This is a genomic window from Microbacterium sp. MYb54 (genome assembly GCF_002979515.1).
Lineage (GTDB): Bacteria > Actinomycetota > Actinomycetes > Actinomycetales > Microbacteriaceae > Microbacterium.
This window is the reverse complement of record NZ_PCPA01000005.1, coordinates 135,776-151,266: the sequence shown is the minus strand read 5'-3', so window position 1 is coordinate 151,266 and position 15,491 is coordinate 135,776. Positions and strand designations below refer to the sequence as shown.

The window sequence follows — 15,491 nt, the reverse complement described above, 5'->3', positions numbered from 1 at the left end:
CGCGTCATGGGGCGGGGGAGAAGTCGCCCCAGGCGACGCCCTCGTCAGCGCTCAGGTCACGAGAGGCGAGCGCCCCGACGACGCGTTCCAGCTCGTTCGCGGGAACGAGGTGCGGCGACGCCGGGCGCAGCACCGCCAGGTCCTCGCGCGTGATGATGGAACCTGCGGCGATCGGTCGCCGCGCGCGCACCGCTCGCCGCTGGACGATCACGGTCTCGACCTCGTTCTCCTCGATCCGCTTCACTGTCTGACCGAAGGATGCCTCGAGCTCGCGCGCACGATCGACCATTTCCCGCCACGTGCGCGGGTCCATGGAGAAGACATGATCCGGGCCTTCTCGACCCGTGTCGTCGGTGAAGTGCTTCTCGATCACACGAGCCCCTAGCGCGATGGCGCCGAGCGTCGTCGCATGCCCCGGAGTGTGGTCGGAGAGACCCATCACCACGTCGGGGAACATCGCAGCATAAGTGTGAAGCACATTGAGGGAGATGAATCGGAAGTTGTCATCGCTGCCGGTGTAGTTCGTGTTGCACTGCATCAGCACGAGCTGGTCCGTGTGACGACGCACGGCGTCGACGGCGGCCACGACGTCCTGAATCGACGACGCGCCCGTGGCCACCAGCATCGGCTTGCCCTTCGACGCCGTGTACTCGATCGCTTCGATCCACGTCACGTCGCCGCTGCCGATCTTGTACGCGGGAACATGCGGCTCGAGCATGTCGACCGAGGCGAAGTCGTACGCGGAGGAGAAGTAGTGGATCCCCGCCTCGTCACACGCCGCTTTGAGCCGGGGCGTCCAGCCATACGGGATGGATGCTTCGGCGTAGACCTGGGTGACCGGCTTGGTCCACGACGACTGATGCCCGAGCTTCCCTCCCAACTCGGCGAACCCGCGGTCCGAGACGATCTCCGGCGCGGTGAAGTTCTGGAACTTCGCCGCATCTGCACCAGCCTCGGCAGCGAGGTGGATGAGATCGATCGCGCGGTCGAGTTCCCCGTCATGACTCGCGGCGATGTCCGCGATGAAGTAGGTCGGGTGTTCCGGACCGATCCGGCGATCAGCGATCGAAAGTTCCATGAGTCTCCTCGTTGTGGTCGAATTTCTTCAGCAGTTCAGGGCGGCCCGCGTGCCGATCCGCCTGCAGGTCTCGCAGCCCGGCGATCGTGCTGGGGAGATCGTGACCGATGGCGGCTCTCAACCGATCGGTTCGAAGTCGGAGATCCGCCCCGCGAGGAGCGTCGAGGACGTCCGTGGAGAGGACGGAATTCACCCGACCCGGATCGAAGCCGAAACGTTCAGCGAGCGCTCGCCCGAACTCGTACTTCGATACGCCATGCGACGCGGCCACGTGGAAGATGCCGGATGCGTCCGTGGCCGCGAGCTCGCGAATCGCACGGACGAGATGACCGACGTACGTCGTGCTGACCTTGACGTCAGTGAATCCCCCGACGTCGGCATCGGTGGAGAGCCGATTATAGAAGAACTCGGCGAGACTGCGCGTGCCGGTCGGGCTCCAGCCATAGAAGTTGACTCGCGCGACGACGGCATCGGGGTTGGCGGCGAGCACCCTCCTCTCCGCCTCCACCTTTCCGCGCCCGTACTCCGAGATCGGAGACGTGGGGTCCTCCTCGGCGTAATCTCCCGATTCTCCGTCGAATACAGCGTCAGTCGAGATGAAGATGAATCGCGCGTCTTCCGCATACGCCTGCGCAGCGAGATCCTCTGATGCTCGGACGTTGAGCTCGAAAGCCCCCTCGGGGTCGCTTTCACAGCCTTCGATGGTCGCGATCGCGGCCGTGTGGAGCACGTGATCGACGCCCATCTTCGCCACCAGTCCGCTGCGAGCCGCGCGGGAGGATAGATCCGCCCGCACGAAGAGACCCCCCGAAGCGTCAGCAGGGACGTTGCGTGCCACTCCGAGCGCGCGCCCGTCCCGCTGAAGGTCGAGGAGCGCGTTCGCTCCCAGGAGCCCTGTGCCGCCCGTCACGAGCCATCCGGTCATCGATCGCTCCTCATTGGCCTTGTCTCTGTGCGCTTTCCATCCGGGCTGGATCTCATGGGTGATCATCGAACAGTGCGGGGCACCCCGTGCTGCGATCCAGATCAGATTACCGAGCCTCCGGCCATCCTCGTGCCCGCACCCTACTTTCGCGCGCGTCGGAGCCGAGGAGACCGCCAGGATCCCGCAAGGAGTGCGAGAGCGCGGAGCGGCGGAACTCGTCCGCCGATGATCTCCGGAACGAAACGGGAGATCAAACCGAACGAAAGCCGGTCGGCCGCCACGGATCGGAGAAATTCGCTGTCCGCCGCTCCCGGCGCGCGTTCCAGAAGAGCCGTCGCCATGTTGACGCGCCAGCGCCAGCGATGAGCACTGATGTAGTCGAGATTCTGCCCGACGCCACCCCCTGAACGTCCCGACAGAGCCGACAAGCGATCGGCGACTCTTCGCCCCTGCTCCTCGCCGATGACGTTCTCGCCGTGCTGGATGTAGTCCTGAACCACGTCCGGCAGCACAGCGATCCCCTGTCCCGCGAGAGCACACACACCGAGCCAGTGATCATGGAAGGCGGAATCCGTCGCGTCAGGCAAGGGCAAGGCGGTGTCGAGCAGCGCTCGTCGGAACACCGAGATGCTCCCGGTCACCTGATTGTCGATAAACGCCGCAGCCAACGAGGTGGAACGACGGCTCGTGGCCTTCTCCGGCACGCGCGCCTCGCCGGCGTCGACGACGAGGGCCTGCCCGAACGCGAGATCCGCATTGTCGAGAAGCGGGACCAGCAGCGCCAGCTTCTCCGGATACCAGGCGTCATCCTGGTCCGCGAGCGCGACCCACTCCGAACTCGGAAGCACCTCCTCGAGCAGACGCTCGAAGTTCCGGTAGAACCCGACGTTCGATTCGTATTCGACGATTCGGAATCGCTCGTCGCCGGCGACCATCCCCTCGATCGCGGCCCGGGTATGGGCGTCCGCACCGTCGATTCCCACGATGCAGTCCCAGGACGTGAGAGTCTGCGATCTGATGCTGTCGATCTGGGTGCGGAGCAGATCCACCCTCGGCCGGTACACGGCAAGGCACACGGTTCCGCTCATGTGTCGTCTCGTTCCAGAAGTCGGTCGGCGCGGGACGGCAGGCCGGGTTCGGTAATCTCGACATCATGCCGAGAACGTGGTCACTCATAACTGTGACATACAACAGTGCCGCGCCCCTTCGTGAGTACTGGGCCGCTGAGCGACCGGCGCACGTGGAGTGGATCGTCGTCGACAACGGCTCGACCGACGACAGCGTTCAGGTTGCGAAGTCCCTCGGAGCCACTGTCATCAGCGTCGAGCAGAACATCGGCTTCAGCGCGGCGAATAATCGCGGCCTGACATCGGCCTCGGGAGACGACATCGCCTTCGTCAATCCCGATGTCCGGGTCGACTACGCCGACCTTGCGCAACTCTCGAACGCCATCGCGGAACTCGGCGGTCTCGTCTCGCCCCAGCTTCTCAATACCGACGGCACGCTGCAGCCGAACGGTCGCGGTGCGCCATTGCTCGCGCACAAAGTCCTCAACCGCGCGACATCTGAAGATCGAGGCAACGGCTATCGTCTGCTGGCGGCCCCGACCGAGCGAAGAAGCGTCTTCTGGCTCATCGGTGCCGTCGTCGCGGGAGACGCCGAGACGATCCGTGCCCTCGGCGGGTGGAGCGAGCGCTTCTTCCTCTATTACGAAGACAAGGACATCAGTATCCGCGCCTGGCGCCAGGGCCATGCCGTGACTCTTCTCGGAGACCTCACGTGGACGCACGGATGGGCACGGGAGACGACGCATTTTCGGCTCATGCCCTGGGTGCGAGAGCTCGACTCGCTCTTCCGCTTCTACTCTCTCTATCCCGAATTTCTCCTCGGCGGAAGGCTCGTGAGGCGACGGCATCCGCTCGCCTCTGCGCAGTCGGGGAAGCTCGTCGACAGTGAGTAGGAAGACGGGACCCGACCGACGAGAAGGACTGCTCGGGTCAGGAGCGCTCTACTCCCTCGCCACAGTCGCCCCCGTCCTCGTCAGCCTGCTCATCACCCCCTTCATCACGCGCACGCTCGGCGCCGAAGGGTACGGCGTCGTGGGTATCGGCATCACGCTCTACCAGTTCGCATCCATCGGCCTCGGACTGGGACTCTCTACCGCGATCACCCGCCACGCGATCATCGGCGGCACGGGAGTCTCCGGCGCAACCGCGCTGGTATGGTCCGGCGCCGGGCTGGCGGTCATCGGCGGCGGAGTCGCCGTCGTCCTGCTGCCTGTGTGGGGCTCGGCGCTCCTCGGAGACGCTTCCGACGTCGAAACGTTGGTGTGGCCCACCCTCTCCGCCGTGGCGCTCAGCGTGCTGACCCTCTGCCAGTCGGTGTTCCGGGCCATCAGCAGAGTGAAGACGTTCGTCGGACTCGGCATGTTCTCAGCGCTTGCCGGCCCGACGATCGGTCTGATCGCCGTCGCATCCGGGCACCCGGAGCCGGGAACGTATCTCACCGGCCTCGCGGCCGGCCATCTGATCGCCGCGCTCGCCGCGCTGCTCCTGTTGCCACGGATACCGCTCAGTGCGTTCTCCCTGACGGAACTCCGTTCCGGATTGGCCATCGGCCTGCCCACCGTCCCGCATTCGATCACAGGGGCGCTCGTGACCATCGTGCTTGTCGCATTCGCGACGCAGGTCGATGGAGTGGCCGCCGGAGGCCGCCTGCAGCTGGCGCTGTTCCTCGGCACAGCGCCGATGCTGATCCTCGGCGCGTTCAACAACTCCTGGGCGCCGATGGTCTACCGCGAGCCCGACGCCACCCGCGCGAGATTCCTCTCGCGTTCGATGCAGGCGATCTCCGTGCTGGTTCTCGGTCTCGTCGCGTTCTTCTGCACTCTGATCGAGCCCGTCGCACGTTTCATCGCCGGCCCCCACGTCTACGACCAGAGCCTGAGCACCGCCGCGCTGATCACCTGTGCGGCGACTCCGCTCATGGCCCTCTACCTCGTAAACATCCATCTCGTCTTCCTGCGAGGACGCACCCTGGCGCTGGCCGCTACCACCCCCTTGTCCGGAGCAGTCGGCATCGGCGCCGCTCTGTGGGTGTTCGATCTCGTCGGAGAGCCGTCGATCTTCGCTCTCGGGCTCCCCGTCTTCCACGGCTGCCAGGCGCTCTGGGCGTGGTGGCTGGGCACACGAACGGGATATCCGCTCGTATCGATCACCCGATCGCTCCCGCTCCTGACCATCGCTTTCACCCTACCGATACTCACCCTCTGGCTCCAGCCGCCGATCCTCGTGCTCGCGCTGGGCTGCCTGATCATCCTCACCGGCGCTGTCGCGGTGAACTGGCGGGCGATCCGCGAGCTCCGCTGACCACGCGACCGCGCGTGGAGCAAATAGGATCGAAGCACCATGACCGCGACTTCGGAGATATCTATGCCATCCCCCACTCGCACCGTGGTCCGTGGATTCCGCTGGAGTGCCTGGTCGTATGCCGCGTTCATCGCGTTGACCCTGCCTCCGGCCGCCATCCGTCTCGGATTCTCCACCGAGGCGGCGTGGGGTGTCAAAGCCCTCGCGGTCACCACTCCGATCGTGTTGGCCGCGGGATTGTTCCGCGCCTCCACGACACGACAGTTCAGCCTGGCTTGGGCGATGTTCTGGCTGTGGTCGTACATCTTCCTCGGACTGGCCCCGGTGCACCAGATCGCGTTCGGGACGTTCCCCTGGCACGGCGTCTTCTCCGAACAGACGGTGCTGGTCGGGCTGTGCGTCGTGCTGCTCGGGGTCGCTGTCGCCGCCGCGGCAGAGCTGTTCACGTCGAGACACAAGAGTGGCTCGCAGCTCTCGGATGTGGGCCTCGAGCCGACGCCTCTCGGAATCAGCCGGATGCGGGGAGTCCTTGTCGGCATTCTCGCCGGATATGTGATAGTCGCCGCACTGTTCATCACGATCACCGGCACCGCGCTGTTCCAGGGGAAGCAGGCGCTCCAGCAGCAGCTCTTGGAGAACGCCGACATTCCCGGCGCCGGCACCCTCTTCTTCATCGGAACGGCGGGCGGTATCGTGCTGCCTGCGATTGCGATCGTGGCTCGTCGGAACGGCATTCGGATACCCGTTTGGCTCATCGCGCTCGTGACGGCGAGTGCGGCGATCGCGACCAACCCCCTCACGGGATCGAGGTTCTTGACCGGAGGATTCCTCGTCGCGACCATCGGTGCGCTCGTCGTGGGCCGCTCGATCTCGAGGCTGATGCCCCTCGGGATCGGCGTCGCTCTCATCAGCATCTTCCCATCGCTCGACCTCGCCCGCGGCGATGGCACCGGCTCGGTGGGCATCGCTCTCTCCTTGCCGTCCGAATCGCTCGTCGGATTCGACTTCGATGCATTTGAAATGCTCCTGCGCGCGGTGTCAGTCGCAGGCGACCTGCCGGTCGGCGGCCCGGGCCCCCTCCTGCTCCTCATCGCACCGTTCATTCGCTGGGTGCCATTCCTTTCTCCCCTCGTCTCCGACATGGCCACTGGCAGGATCGTCGCAGAGGCGACCGGAGCCAGCTACCACAACCTGTCCATGCCGCTGTGGGGAGAGGCGTACGTCGTCGGCGGCGTCGTCGGCGTCATCGTCGCGTTCGCCGTTCTCGGTATGGTCATCGGGATGATCCGCCCTCCCGCGGGCACACCGATGCTGCGCCGCTACCCGACAGCCCTGATCATCGATGCTCCGATCGCGGCATTGCTGCTCATCATCCTTCGCGGCTCGCTCTACGAGGTTCTCGGTTACGCGCTGTTCACATTCGCTGTCGTGATCGCCCTGCGTTGGACGTCGCTGTCCGGCGCGGCCGCGAAGCGCACCGCCGCACTCGCCCCTCGTCCGCGGACCGTCGCCTTCTATCTCCCGCAGTTCCACACGATCCCGGAGAACGATCAGTGGTGGGGTGAGGGCTTCACGGAGTGGGTGAACGTCCGTCGCGCTGTGCCACAGCATTCGGGGCACGTCCACCCGCGTGCGGCGGGAGAGCTCGGCGAGTACGACTTGGGTGATGTAGCGGTCATGCACGAGCAAGCTGCGATGGCCCAGGCGAACGGGATCGACGCGTTCTGCTTCTACTTCTACTGGTTCGACGGCAAGCGTCTGCTCGAACGCCCTCTCGAGCAGTACCTCTCCGCGGGACCTGACATGCCCTTCTGCATCTCATGGGCGAACGAGAGCTGGTCTAGGCGGTGGGATGGCAAAGAGCACGAAGCACTCATCACGCAGGAGTACACCGAACTCACGCCCGAGAGGGTTTTCGAAGACTTCCTCCCCCTGCTCCGGGATCCTCGCTATCTGCGCGTGAACGGTGCGGCGGTGCTGCTGGTGCACCGCTCGGATCACCTGCCCGCCGGCACGCAGTACGCCGAGACATGGCGCCGCCTCGCGGACGCAGCCGGCATCGGCCCCCTCCATCTTGTCGCCGCCGAGACTCATCCCGGCATCGATCCGACAGTCAGCGGGTTCGACGCGGCAGCCGAGTTCCCGCCTGTCGGTGCGAACACTCTCAGCGCGGCCCAGCTGATTCCGGTGAAGGGTGTCGCGGCCGATTTCCGAGGGCGCCTCATGTCGTATGCACGCCTCACACGCCGTTTCAGACGCCGCCCGGTCCCGCCGTTCACGCGCTATCGAGGCGTCGTTCCCGGCTGGGACAACACAGCTCGCCGCGGCGCCAACGCGACGATCTACGTCGGCTCCACCCCTGCCCGTTATCACGACTGGCTGACACATGCACGGGTGACCGAGCAGCGCCTGCGCGGCGACGACGGTCTCGTCTTCGTGAACGCGTGGAACGAGTGGGCAGAGGGTGCCTATCTCGAGCCGGATGCGCATCACGGGCGGAGCTATCTCGACGCGACGCCGTGGGACGCCGCATCACCGGCCGTTCGGCGAGAAGTGTCGTCCGTGGGCCGCCCCACCTATGGATGGGCGCATTCGGTCGCGCTGGCGGCTGCCGGTTCCGCGCTCCAGTCCGCCCGGCGCATGGCCTCCGTGCTCGGCCGCCGAACATACAGAGGCTGACGCCGACGGTGCATCAGCCGAGGGAGTCGAGTCTGGCGGAGAGCCATGCACGAATCCGCTGCGTGGCCTCGCCACCGACCGCTGCGACGTGATGCGCCGGATCGACGCTTTCCGCAGAGCCGCTCCTCCGCGCAAGTTCCTCCAAGTCGGCTGGAAGTCTTCGATCCCGATCCGCTAGCACTTCCGCCCGCACACCTCGCGCAAGAGCGTCCATCGCGGAGCTCGACCTGACGACGACCACGACATCACCAACGCCCAGGTCATCCGACAGTGAGCCCCCGCCGCTGACAACGCGATCCGCGGCCTCCGCGATGCGTGCCCAGCTCTCGTCCAACCGCTCGAATGGAACGCTCGGATGGAGCCTCAGGACGATTTCTTGCTGCGTGCGCCGCCCGGCGGTCATGCGTGCGAGAAGCCGCTCAACTTCCGATGGGCTCAGACTCTCTGCGGAGTGCGAGATGAGCAGGCGGGCGGTCTCGCGGAGCTTGAGTGGTTCAGCCGAGATATCGGGCCGCCCGACGACGTGCACTCCGGCCTCCACACCGTTCTCGCGCATCCATTCGCGCTGGGCCTCTCCCCACACCAGAACATCGTCGGCGAGCACGGGAAGATAGTTCCAGGCGTTCGGCATTCCATGCACGAGTGTCACGGTAGCGACGCCCTGGTTCTTCGCCGCATATATCCAGGGTGCGGCATACGCATGTCGGTCGAAGTCCACCAGAATCAGTCGGGTTCCGCCATCGATCAGCGCATCGTGTGCTGCGGCGAATCGGACCGCCTGAGCGAGGAAGAGATACTCGCCGTAGAGGCGGGAGGCCCCTCCTGGCCCTCCGGGGAGCGAACGACGGAGACGCAACGCAGTTCGCAGCCGTCGCCAAGTGACGAGATGAACCATCGAGCGTGGCGCCAGAGACGGAAACTCCTCTCCCGTCGAGAGCGGCGCCGCTGCGAGACGGTGGTCGCTGAGCACCGTCGAGCCCGGCGGCAGCGCCTCCATCACCGCTGCACCTAGCCGCGCACCGTGGGCGACGGGATTCGCGATCACGAAGCGCAGCGGCGCGGACCGAGCAGTCGACGCACCCGACGTCAGGCACCCCAGACCAAGGAAGAGAACGCCGAGCGCGCCCCGAATCGGCTTCTTGTCGAGACCGATGTGGTCACCCTGTCTGAGCGACTCGGCAACCAGACGGGCATCATCAGACGTTCGCGTACTTCTGTGAATCTCAGTGTCCTTCACGGCGTGCGGGGGGATCGTCGTTTCCGCCCTATTCGATCGGTGCTCCACGCACCCGGCGGGTCGGAGTCAGCTGTGAAGCCTCATCGTCGGAGCATCCCCAGTCTCCCAGAAGTCCGGGTCCAGCACTCTCGTCGCCGGGTCGAGATCGATGGCTCGCTGAGCGGCGGGCGAAGAGGCGCGGACTACGGCACCAGCAGCGTTCTCGCTCTGCAATCGCGCGGCGATAGCTCGTCGATCCCACAGCTCACGCTCAATCTTCGTGCGATCTCTGGCGTGGATCATCGCGCGCAACATCATCGCAAGCAGCAATCCGATGTAGCCGCCGATTGTGTTGGCGAGAACGTCGAACACCGTGGAAACACGCTCGTCTAGAGCAACACCCTGCGTGAACTCGATCGCACTTGAAAATGCGGGAAGCAGGAAGATCGCCACCCACCACGCCTGCCGCGCGAGGGCGAGTCCGAGCAGGAACCCGAGAGGCACGAACATCCCGACGTTGGCGACGAACTCGAGCTTGTCGTACCCGAACCACGCGGGCACACCGATGTTGTGCAGCGCTCTGAGCAGTCGGGACGCGATCCCATCGAACTCGAGTTGCTGCGGTTGGGGCCACATCGTCACGAGCAGAACGAAGGATGCGTAGACGATCAGCAGCAGGGTCGATACCCAGAGCCGAGCATGGCTGCGAGGAGGCTTTCGCCCGATGTCGATGTCCGTCACCCGTCGATGCTATCGCTGGCCTCTCGCCGCTCCCCGGGAAAGCGCCGGGGACACCCCGGTGTTAACGACAAAGGGGCCGGACCCGAAGGTCCGACCCCTTTGCGAGGAAGCAGATGCTTACTTGACGATCTTCGTGACCGTACCGGCGCCGACGGTGCGTCCACCCTCACGGATGGCGAAGCCGAGGCCCTCCTCCATGGCGATCGGCTGGATCAGCTCGACCGTCATGTCGGTGGTGTCGCCGGGCATGACCATCTCGGTGCCCTCGGGCAGCGAGATGACGCCGGTGACGTCGGTGGTGCGGAAGTAGAACTGCGGGCGGTAGTTCGTGTAGAACGGGTTGTGACGCCCACCCTCATCCTTGGACAGGATGTACGCGGTGCCCTCGAAGTCGGTGTGCGGCGTAACCGAACCCGGCTTGACGATGACCTGACCGCGCTCGACGTCCTCACGCTTGGTGCCGCGGAGCAGCAGACCACAGTTCTCGCCGGCCCAGGCCTCGTCGAGCTGCTTGTGGAACATCTCGATACCCGTGACCGTGGTCTTGACGGTCGGACGCAGTCCGACGATCTCGACCTCGGAGTTGATGGCCAGCGTGCCACGCTCGGCGCGACCCGTGACGACGGTCCCACGACCGGTGATCGTGAAGACGTCCTCGACGGGCATCAGGAACGGCTTGTCACGGTCACGCTCCGGGTCCGGAACGCTGTCGTCGACAGCCTGCATCAGGTCGAGGATCGCCTGGGTCCACTTCTCGTCACCCTCGAGTGCCTTGAGAGCGGAGACGCGGACGACAGGAGCGTCCTCGTCGAAGCCCTGGGCGGCGAGCAGCTCGCGAACCTCGAGCTCGACGAGCTCCAGGATCTCCTCGTCGTCGACCATGTCCGACTTGTTCAGCGCGACCAGCAGGTACGGCACGCCGACCTGCTTGGCGAGCAGCACGTGCTCACGCGTCTGAGCCATCGGGCCGTCGGTGGCGGCGACCACGAGGATCGCGCCGTCCATCTGAGCAGCACCGGTGATCATGTTCTTGACGTAGTCGGCGTGGCCGGGGGCGTCAACGTGAGCGTAGTGGCGCTTGGGGGTCTCGTACTCGATGTGCGAGATGTTGATGGTAATTCCACGCTGGCGCTCTTCCGGCGCCGAGTCGATGGAAGCGAAGTCGCGCTGCACGTTGGTGTCAGACGGGAACTTGTCAGCAAGCACCTTCGAGATCGCTGCGGAGAGCGTGGTCTTGCCGTGGTCAACGTGACCGATGGTTCCGATGTTGACGTGCGGCTTGGTCCGCTCGAACTTGGCCTTAGCCACTGGGTCCTCCTCAGGACGTCGTTGTAAAGGTGACCGGGCACTGGTTTGCGACCGGTTCTCTACGGGTTAGGTTCTCAGTTTAGTAGAGAGGGAATGTGAAGTTGTAGGGGGCCTGGGAACCCCGCGGCGCTTCGCCGTGCTCGGCGCCGCGGGGAACCCAGAAGGGTGATTACTCGCCCTTGGTCTTCTGGACGATCTCGTCGGCCACAGCGCGGGGAACCTCAGCGTAGCTGTGGAACTCCATGGAGTAGACGGCACGACCCGAGGTCTTCGAGCGCAGGTCGCCGATGTAGCCGAACATCTCGGACAGCGGAACCTGAGCGCGGACGACCTTGACGCCTGCGGCGTCTTCCATCGACTGGATCTGGCCACGACGCGAGTTCAGGTCGCCGATGACGTCGCCCATGTACTCCTCAGGAGTACGGACCTCGACGGCCATCAGCGGCTCGAGCAGCACGGCGTTGGCACGACGAGCGGCCTCCTTGAAGCCCATGGAGCCCGCGATCTTGAACGCCATCTCCGAGGAGTCGACGTCGTGCGCAGCACCATCGGTGATCGTCGCCTTGACGCCGACCATCGGGTAGCCCGCGAGGACTCCGACGTTCATCGCGTCCTGGAAACCAGCATCGATCGAGCCGATGTACTCACGAGGGATGCGACCACCGGTGACGGCGTTCACGAACTCGTAGGTCTTCTCGGAGTCCAGGTCCATCGGCTCGATGGTGAACTGGATCTTCGCGAACTGGCCGGAGCCACCGGTCTGCTTCTTGTGCGTGTAGTCGTGCTTCTCGACGATCTTCTTGATCGTCTCGCGGTACGCCACCTGCGGCTTGCCGACGTTGGCCTCGACGTTGAACTCGCGCTTCATGCGGTCGACGAGGATGTCGAGGTGCAGCTCGCCCATGCCCTTGATGGTCGTCTGACCGGTCTCGGGGTTGAGCTCCGTGCGGAAGGTCGGGTCCTCTTCAGCGAGCTTCTGGATGGCGACACCCAGCTTCTCCTGGTCGGCCTTGGTCTTCGGCTCGATCGCGACCTCGATGACGGGCTCGGGGAACGTCATCGACTCGAGGACGACCGGAGCCGCCGGGTCGGTGAGCGTGTCACCCGTGGTGGTGTCCTTCAGACCGATGACCGCGTAGATGTTGCCGGCGGTGACCGAGGGAACCGGGATCTCCTTGTTGGCGTGCATCTGGAAGATCTTCCCGATGCGCTCCTTCTTGTTCTTGGTCGAGTTGATGACCGGAGAACCGGAGTCGAGGTGACCCGAGTAGACGCGAACGTAGGTGAGGCGACCGAAGAACGGGTGCACGGCGACCTTGAACGCGAGAGCTGCGAACGGGTCATTCGCGTCGGGGTGACGCTCGATGATCGTGTCGTAGTCCTTGGGGTCGTGCGCCTCGATCGAGCCCACGTCGAGCGGGTTCGGGAGGTAGTCGACGACCGCGTCGAGCATCGGCTGGACACCGCGGTTCTTGAACGCGGAACCACACAGCACCGGGTAGATCTCAGAGGCGACGGTCAGCTTGCGGATCGCGCCCTTGATCTCGGCGACCGTGAGCTCCTCGCCACCGAAGAACTTCTCGAGCAGCGCGTCGTCGGTCTCGGCGACGGTCTCGAGGAGCTGCTGACGGTAGTCGGCCGCCTTCTCCTTGAGGTCTTCCGGGATCTCCTGGATCTCGTAGGAGGCGCCCATGGTGACGTCACCCTTGGAGTCACCGGCCCAGACCAGCGCGCGCATCTCGACCAGGTCGATGACACCGACGAAGTCGTTCTCCGCGCCGATCGGCAGCTGGATGACGAGGGGCTTGGCACCCAGGCGGTTGATGATCGTGTCGACGGTGAAGTAGAAGTCCGCGCCGAGCTTGTCCATCTTGTTGACGAAGCAGATACGCGGGACGTTGTACTTGTCGGCCTGGCGCCAGACGGTCTCGGACTGGGGCTCGACGCCCTCCTTGCCGTCGAACACGGCGACCGCACCGTCGAGGACGCGGAGCGAACGCTCCACCTCGACCGTGAAGTCCACGTGACCGGGGGTGTCGATGATGTTGATCTGGTTGTTGTTCCAGAAGCAGGTCACGGCGGCAGACGTGATCGTGATGCCGCGCTCCTTCTCCTGCTCCATCCAGTCGGTGGTCGAGGCGCCATCGTGCGTCTCGCCGAGCTTGTGGTTGACGCCCGTGTAGAACAGGATGCGCTCGGTCGTCGTGGTCTTGCCGGCATCGATGTGCGCCATGATGCCGATGTTGCGGACCTTGCTCAGGTCCGTGAGCACGTCTTGTGCCACAGGAGTGTCCTTATCGTTTCGAGCAGTCGTACTGCGAAGAGTGGGGTGCCCGCCCCCGGCGGATGGCCGAGGGGCGGGCGAAGCTGTTTACCAGCGGTAGTGAGCGAACGCGCGGTTCGACTCGGCCATCTTGTGCGTGTCCTCGCGGCGCTTGACCGCGGCACCCAGGCCGTTCGACGCGTCCAGGATCTCGTTCTGGAGACGCTCGGTCATCGTCTTCTCACGACGACCCTTGGCGTAGCTGACGAGCCAGCGCAGTGCGAGGGTGTTCGCACGGTGCGGCTTGACCTCGATCGGCACCTGGTAGGTCGAGCCACCGACGCGGCGGCTGCGGACCTCGAGGGTCGGGCGCACGTTGTCGAGCGCCTTCTTGAGGGTGGCGACGGCATCCTGGCCGCCGTTCTTCGCCTCGACGCCGCGGAGGGCGCCGTAGACGATCGACTCGGCCAGCGACTTCTTGCCGTCGACGAGGATCTTGTTCACCAGCGAGGTGACGATCGGAGCGCCGTATACCGGGTCGTTGACGACGGGGCGCTTAGGGGCGGGACCCTTACGAGGCATCTAACTCAACCCTTCTTCGCGCCGTAGCGGGAACGAGCCTGCTTACGGTTCTTGACTGCCTGGGTGTCCAGGGCGCCACGGACGATCTTGTAACGCACACCGGGGAGGTCCTTCACACGACCGCCACGCACGAGCACCAGCGAGTGCTCCTGCAGGTTGTGGCCCTCACCGGGGATGTACGCGGTGACCTCGGTGCCGTTGCGGAGCTTCACACGAGCGACCTTGCGCATCGCCGAGTTCGGCTTCTTCGGGGTGGTGGTGTAGACGCGGGTGCAGACCCCGGCCTGCTGCGGGTTCGACTTCAGGGCTGGCGTCTTGGTCTTGGTGACCTTCGGCGAGCGACCCTTGCGAACCAACTGCTGAATGGTTGGCACGTTCTCTCCTCATAGTGCTGCACGGTGACAGCGTGATGGGTTTCACATCATGCCCCACCGGCACGCCGGAATCGACGTGCTTTTGGTGTGGTGGGTATGCCGTGGGGGCGGACCGGCATGGTGCCGACGCCCAGTGCGCACGTCAAGACGTGCACACACCTGGTCAAGTGTAATGCCGCGTAACCTAGCGGTCAAATGAGCGCAAATCCTGCCGCAGTAGGCAGCCGAGCGAAGTCAGCAGCCGACGCCCGACTCAGGGCAGATCGGGGTCGAACGGAGAGTCCAGCGACTCGGTCAGCTCCGCCAGCAGCGCCTCGATCTGCGGCTCGACATGCTGCGAGATGGCCGCCTGGATGTAGATGCGGTGACGGAGCAGGATGCCGCAGATCTCACGGCCGACCATGTTCGCGTATTCGTCGGCGAGGGCGACCTCCTGCCGGAGCGCGGCCTTCGCCTCGTCCGTGAGCGGGGGCAGGGCGGGCAGATCGGCGGCGGAATCATCCGCGAGTCCCGCGATCGTGAACAGGAACGGCGCTCCCGGCACGGGCTCGGGGTCGAGCGGCAGGCCATCGAACTCGGGGTCGAGGTCTTCGGCCGGGCGGTAGCTGCGGGCGCGATTTCGTGCGGCTTGCTGATCGAGTTCGCGCTGCAGCATCGGCAGGTTCCGCGCCGTGTACTCGGCGACGGCGTGGTCGACGATGGTCTTGATCCGCGTGGAGAGTCCGTGCTGCACGCCGTGCGGAGTGTTCGCTCCGATACCGGCGGCCGAGAGGATCGGGGAACCGAGACAGCGGCGGCACGGCGCGACACGACCGCGGTGGGTCGCCGGCTCCCAGCGCGGCACCCAGCGCAACCAGGCCTCGACGGCCTGGTCCACCTGCGTCTCCAACGAGCGCTCCACCCCACCAGCGTACGGCGCGTCGTCCGCCACCGCCGCGATTTCCCCCGCGACGGCGG

The 15,491-nt window shown here is 65.3% G+C and carries 13 protein-coding genes; 3 read left to right on the top strand and 10 right to left on the bottom strand.

All coding sequences use genetic code 11. The features are described 5' to 3' along the window. Positions 1 to 4 precede the first annotated feature (4 nt). The 3 genes from CQ040_RS07700 to CQ040_RS07690 form a co-directional block, all read right to left on the bottom strand. Entirely contained in the window at positions 5 to 1,078 is a 1,074-nt protein-coding gene (locus CQ040_RS07700) for an N-acetylneuraminate synthase family protein (protein WP_105526214.1), read from the bottom strand. Then, positions 1,059 to 2,003: an SDR family oxidoreductase gene (locus CQ040_RS07695; RefSeq protein WP_181156793.1), complete on the bottom strand. Its 945-nt coding sequence runs from the start codon at positions 2,001 to 2,003 to the stop codon at positions 1,059 to 1,061. Before CQ040_RS07695 ends, CQ040_RS07700 begins: the two co-directional genes overlap by 20 nt. Positions 2,004 to 2,143: 140 nt before the next feature. Next, entirely contained in the window at positions 2,144 to 3,091 is a 948-nt protein-coding gene (locus tag CQ040_RS07690; protein WP_105526216.1) for a glycosyltransferase, read from the bottom strand. A gap of 65 nt (positions 3,092 to 3,156) precedes the next feature. Between CQ040_RS07690 and CQ040_RS07685 the strand changes: the two genes are divergently transcribed. The 3 genes from CQ040_RS07685 to CQ040_RS20650 all read left to right on the top strand — a co-directional run bounded on the left by CQ040_RS07685 (position 3,157) and on the right by CQ040_RS20650 (position 8,050). Next, positions 3,157 to 3,963 carry a glycosyltransferase gene (locus CQ040_RS07685; protein ID WP_105526217.1) on the top strand — a complete coding sequence of 269 codons (807 nt, stop codon included), beginning with the start codon at positions 3,157 to 3,159 and terminating at the stop codon, positions 3,961 to 3,963. Continuing rightward, positions 3,956 to 5,371: a lipopolysaccharide biosynthesis protein gene (locus CQ040_RS07680; RefSeq protein ID WP_181156795.1), complete on the top strand. Its 1,416-nt coding sequence runs from the start codon at positions 3,956 to 3,958 to the stop codon at positions 5,369 to 5,371. The genes CQ040_RS07685 and CQ040_RS07680 overlap by 8 nt, the downstream gene beginning before the upstream one ends. A gap of 63 nt (positions 5,372 to 5,434) precedes the next feature. Continuing rightward, complete coding sequence (locus CQ040_RS20650; RefSeq protein WP_181156796.1) at positions 5,435 to 8,050, top strand: glycoside hydrolase family 99-like domain-containing protein; 2,616 nt, start codon at positions 5,435 to 5,437, stop codon at positions 8,048 to 8,050. A 13-nt stretch (positions 8,051 to 8,063) separates the two neighbouring features. Here CQ040_RS20650 and CQ040_RS20430 read toward each other — a convergent pair whose 3' ends face one another. The 7 genes from CQ040_RS20430 to CQ040_RS07640 form a co-directional block, all read right to left on the bottom strand. Next, positions 8,064 to 8,681, bottom strand: coding sequence for a hypothetical protein (locus tag CQ040_RS20430; protein ID WP_146114729.1), 618 nt, complete (start codon positions 8,679 to 8,681; stop codon positions 8,064 to 8,066). Positions 8,682 to 9,353: 672 nt separating this feature from the next. Continuing rightward, a complete protein-coding gene (locus CQ040_RS07665; protein ID WP_105526221.1) occupies positions 9,354 to 10,007 on the bottom strand; it encodes a VanZ family protein in 654 nt (217 codons plus the stop codon). Between the two features lie 117 nt (positions 10,008 to 10,124). Further along, a complete protein-coding gene (gene tuf / locus CQ040_RS07660) occupies positions 10,125 to 11,315 on the bottom strand; it encodes an elongation factor Tu (RefSeq protein WP_028502475.1) in 1,191 nt (396 codons plus the stop codon). 169 nt (positions 11,316 to 11,484) lie between these two features. Continuing rightward, positions 11,485 to 13,599, bottom strand: coding sequence for an elongation factor G (gene fusA, locus CQ040_RS07655; RefSeq protein WP_028502476.1), 2,115 nt, complete (start codon positions 13,597 to 13,599; stop codon positions 11,485 to 11,487). An 87-nt stretch (positions 13,600 to 13,686) separates the two neighbouring features. Next, complete coding sequence (gene rpsG, locus CQ040_RS07650; RefSeq protein ID WP_028502477.1) at positions 13,687 to 14,160, bottom strand: 30S ribosomal protein S7; 474 nt, start codon at positions 14,158 to 14,160, stop codon at positions 13,687 to 13,689. A gap of 5 nt (positions 14,161 to 14,165) precedes the next feature. After that, positions 14,166 to 14,534, bottom strand: a complete 369-nt coding sequence (rpsL, locus tag CQ040_RS07645) for a 30S ribosomal protein S12 (RefSeq protein ID WP_028502478.1) — start codon at positions 14,532 to 14,534, stop codon at positions 14,166 to 14,168. Positions 14,535 to 14,787: 253 nt separating this feature from the next. Next, positions 14,788 to 15,435, bottom strand: a complete 648-nt coding sequence (locus CQ040_RS07640; protein ID WP_028502479.1) for a hypothetical protein — start codon at positions 15,433 to 15,435, stop codon at positions 14,788 to 14,790. Positions 15,436 to 15,491 lie beyond the last annotated feature (56 nt).

Coding starts and splice junctions, on each gene's coding strand:
- CQ040_RS07700 (WP_105526214.1), bottom strand. CDS start 1,078: ATGGAACTTTCGATCGCTGATCGCCGGATCGGTCCGGAACACCCGACC.
- CQ040_RS07695 (WP_181156793.1), bottom strand. CDS start 2,003: ATGACCGGATGGCTCGTGACGGGCGGCACAGGGCTCCTGGGAGCGAAC.
- CQ040_RS07690 (WP_105526216.1), bottom strand. CDS start 3,091: ATGAGCGGAACCGTGTGCCTTGCCGTGTACCGGCCGAGGGTGGATCTG.
- CQ040_RS07685 (WP_105526217.1), top strand. CDS start 3,157: ATGCCGAGAACGTGGTCACTCATAACTGTGACATACAACAGTGCCGCG.
- CQ040_RS20650 (WP_181156796.1), top strand. CDS start 5,435: ATGCCATCCCCCACTCGCACCGTGGTCCGTGGATTCCGCTGGAGTGCC.
- CQ040_RS20430 (WP_146114729.1), bottom strand. CDS start 8,681: ATGCCGAACGCCTGGAACTATCTTCCCGTGCTCGCCGACGATGTTCTG.
- rpsG (WP_028502477.1), bottom strand. CDS start 14,160: ATGCCTCGTAAGGGTCCCGCCCCTAAGCGCCCCGTCGTCAACGACCCG.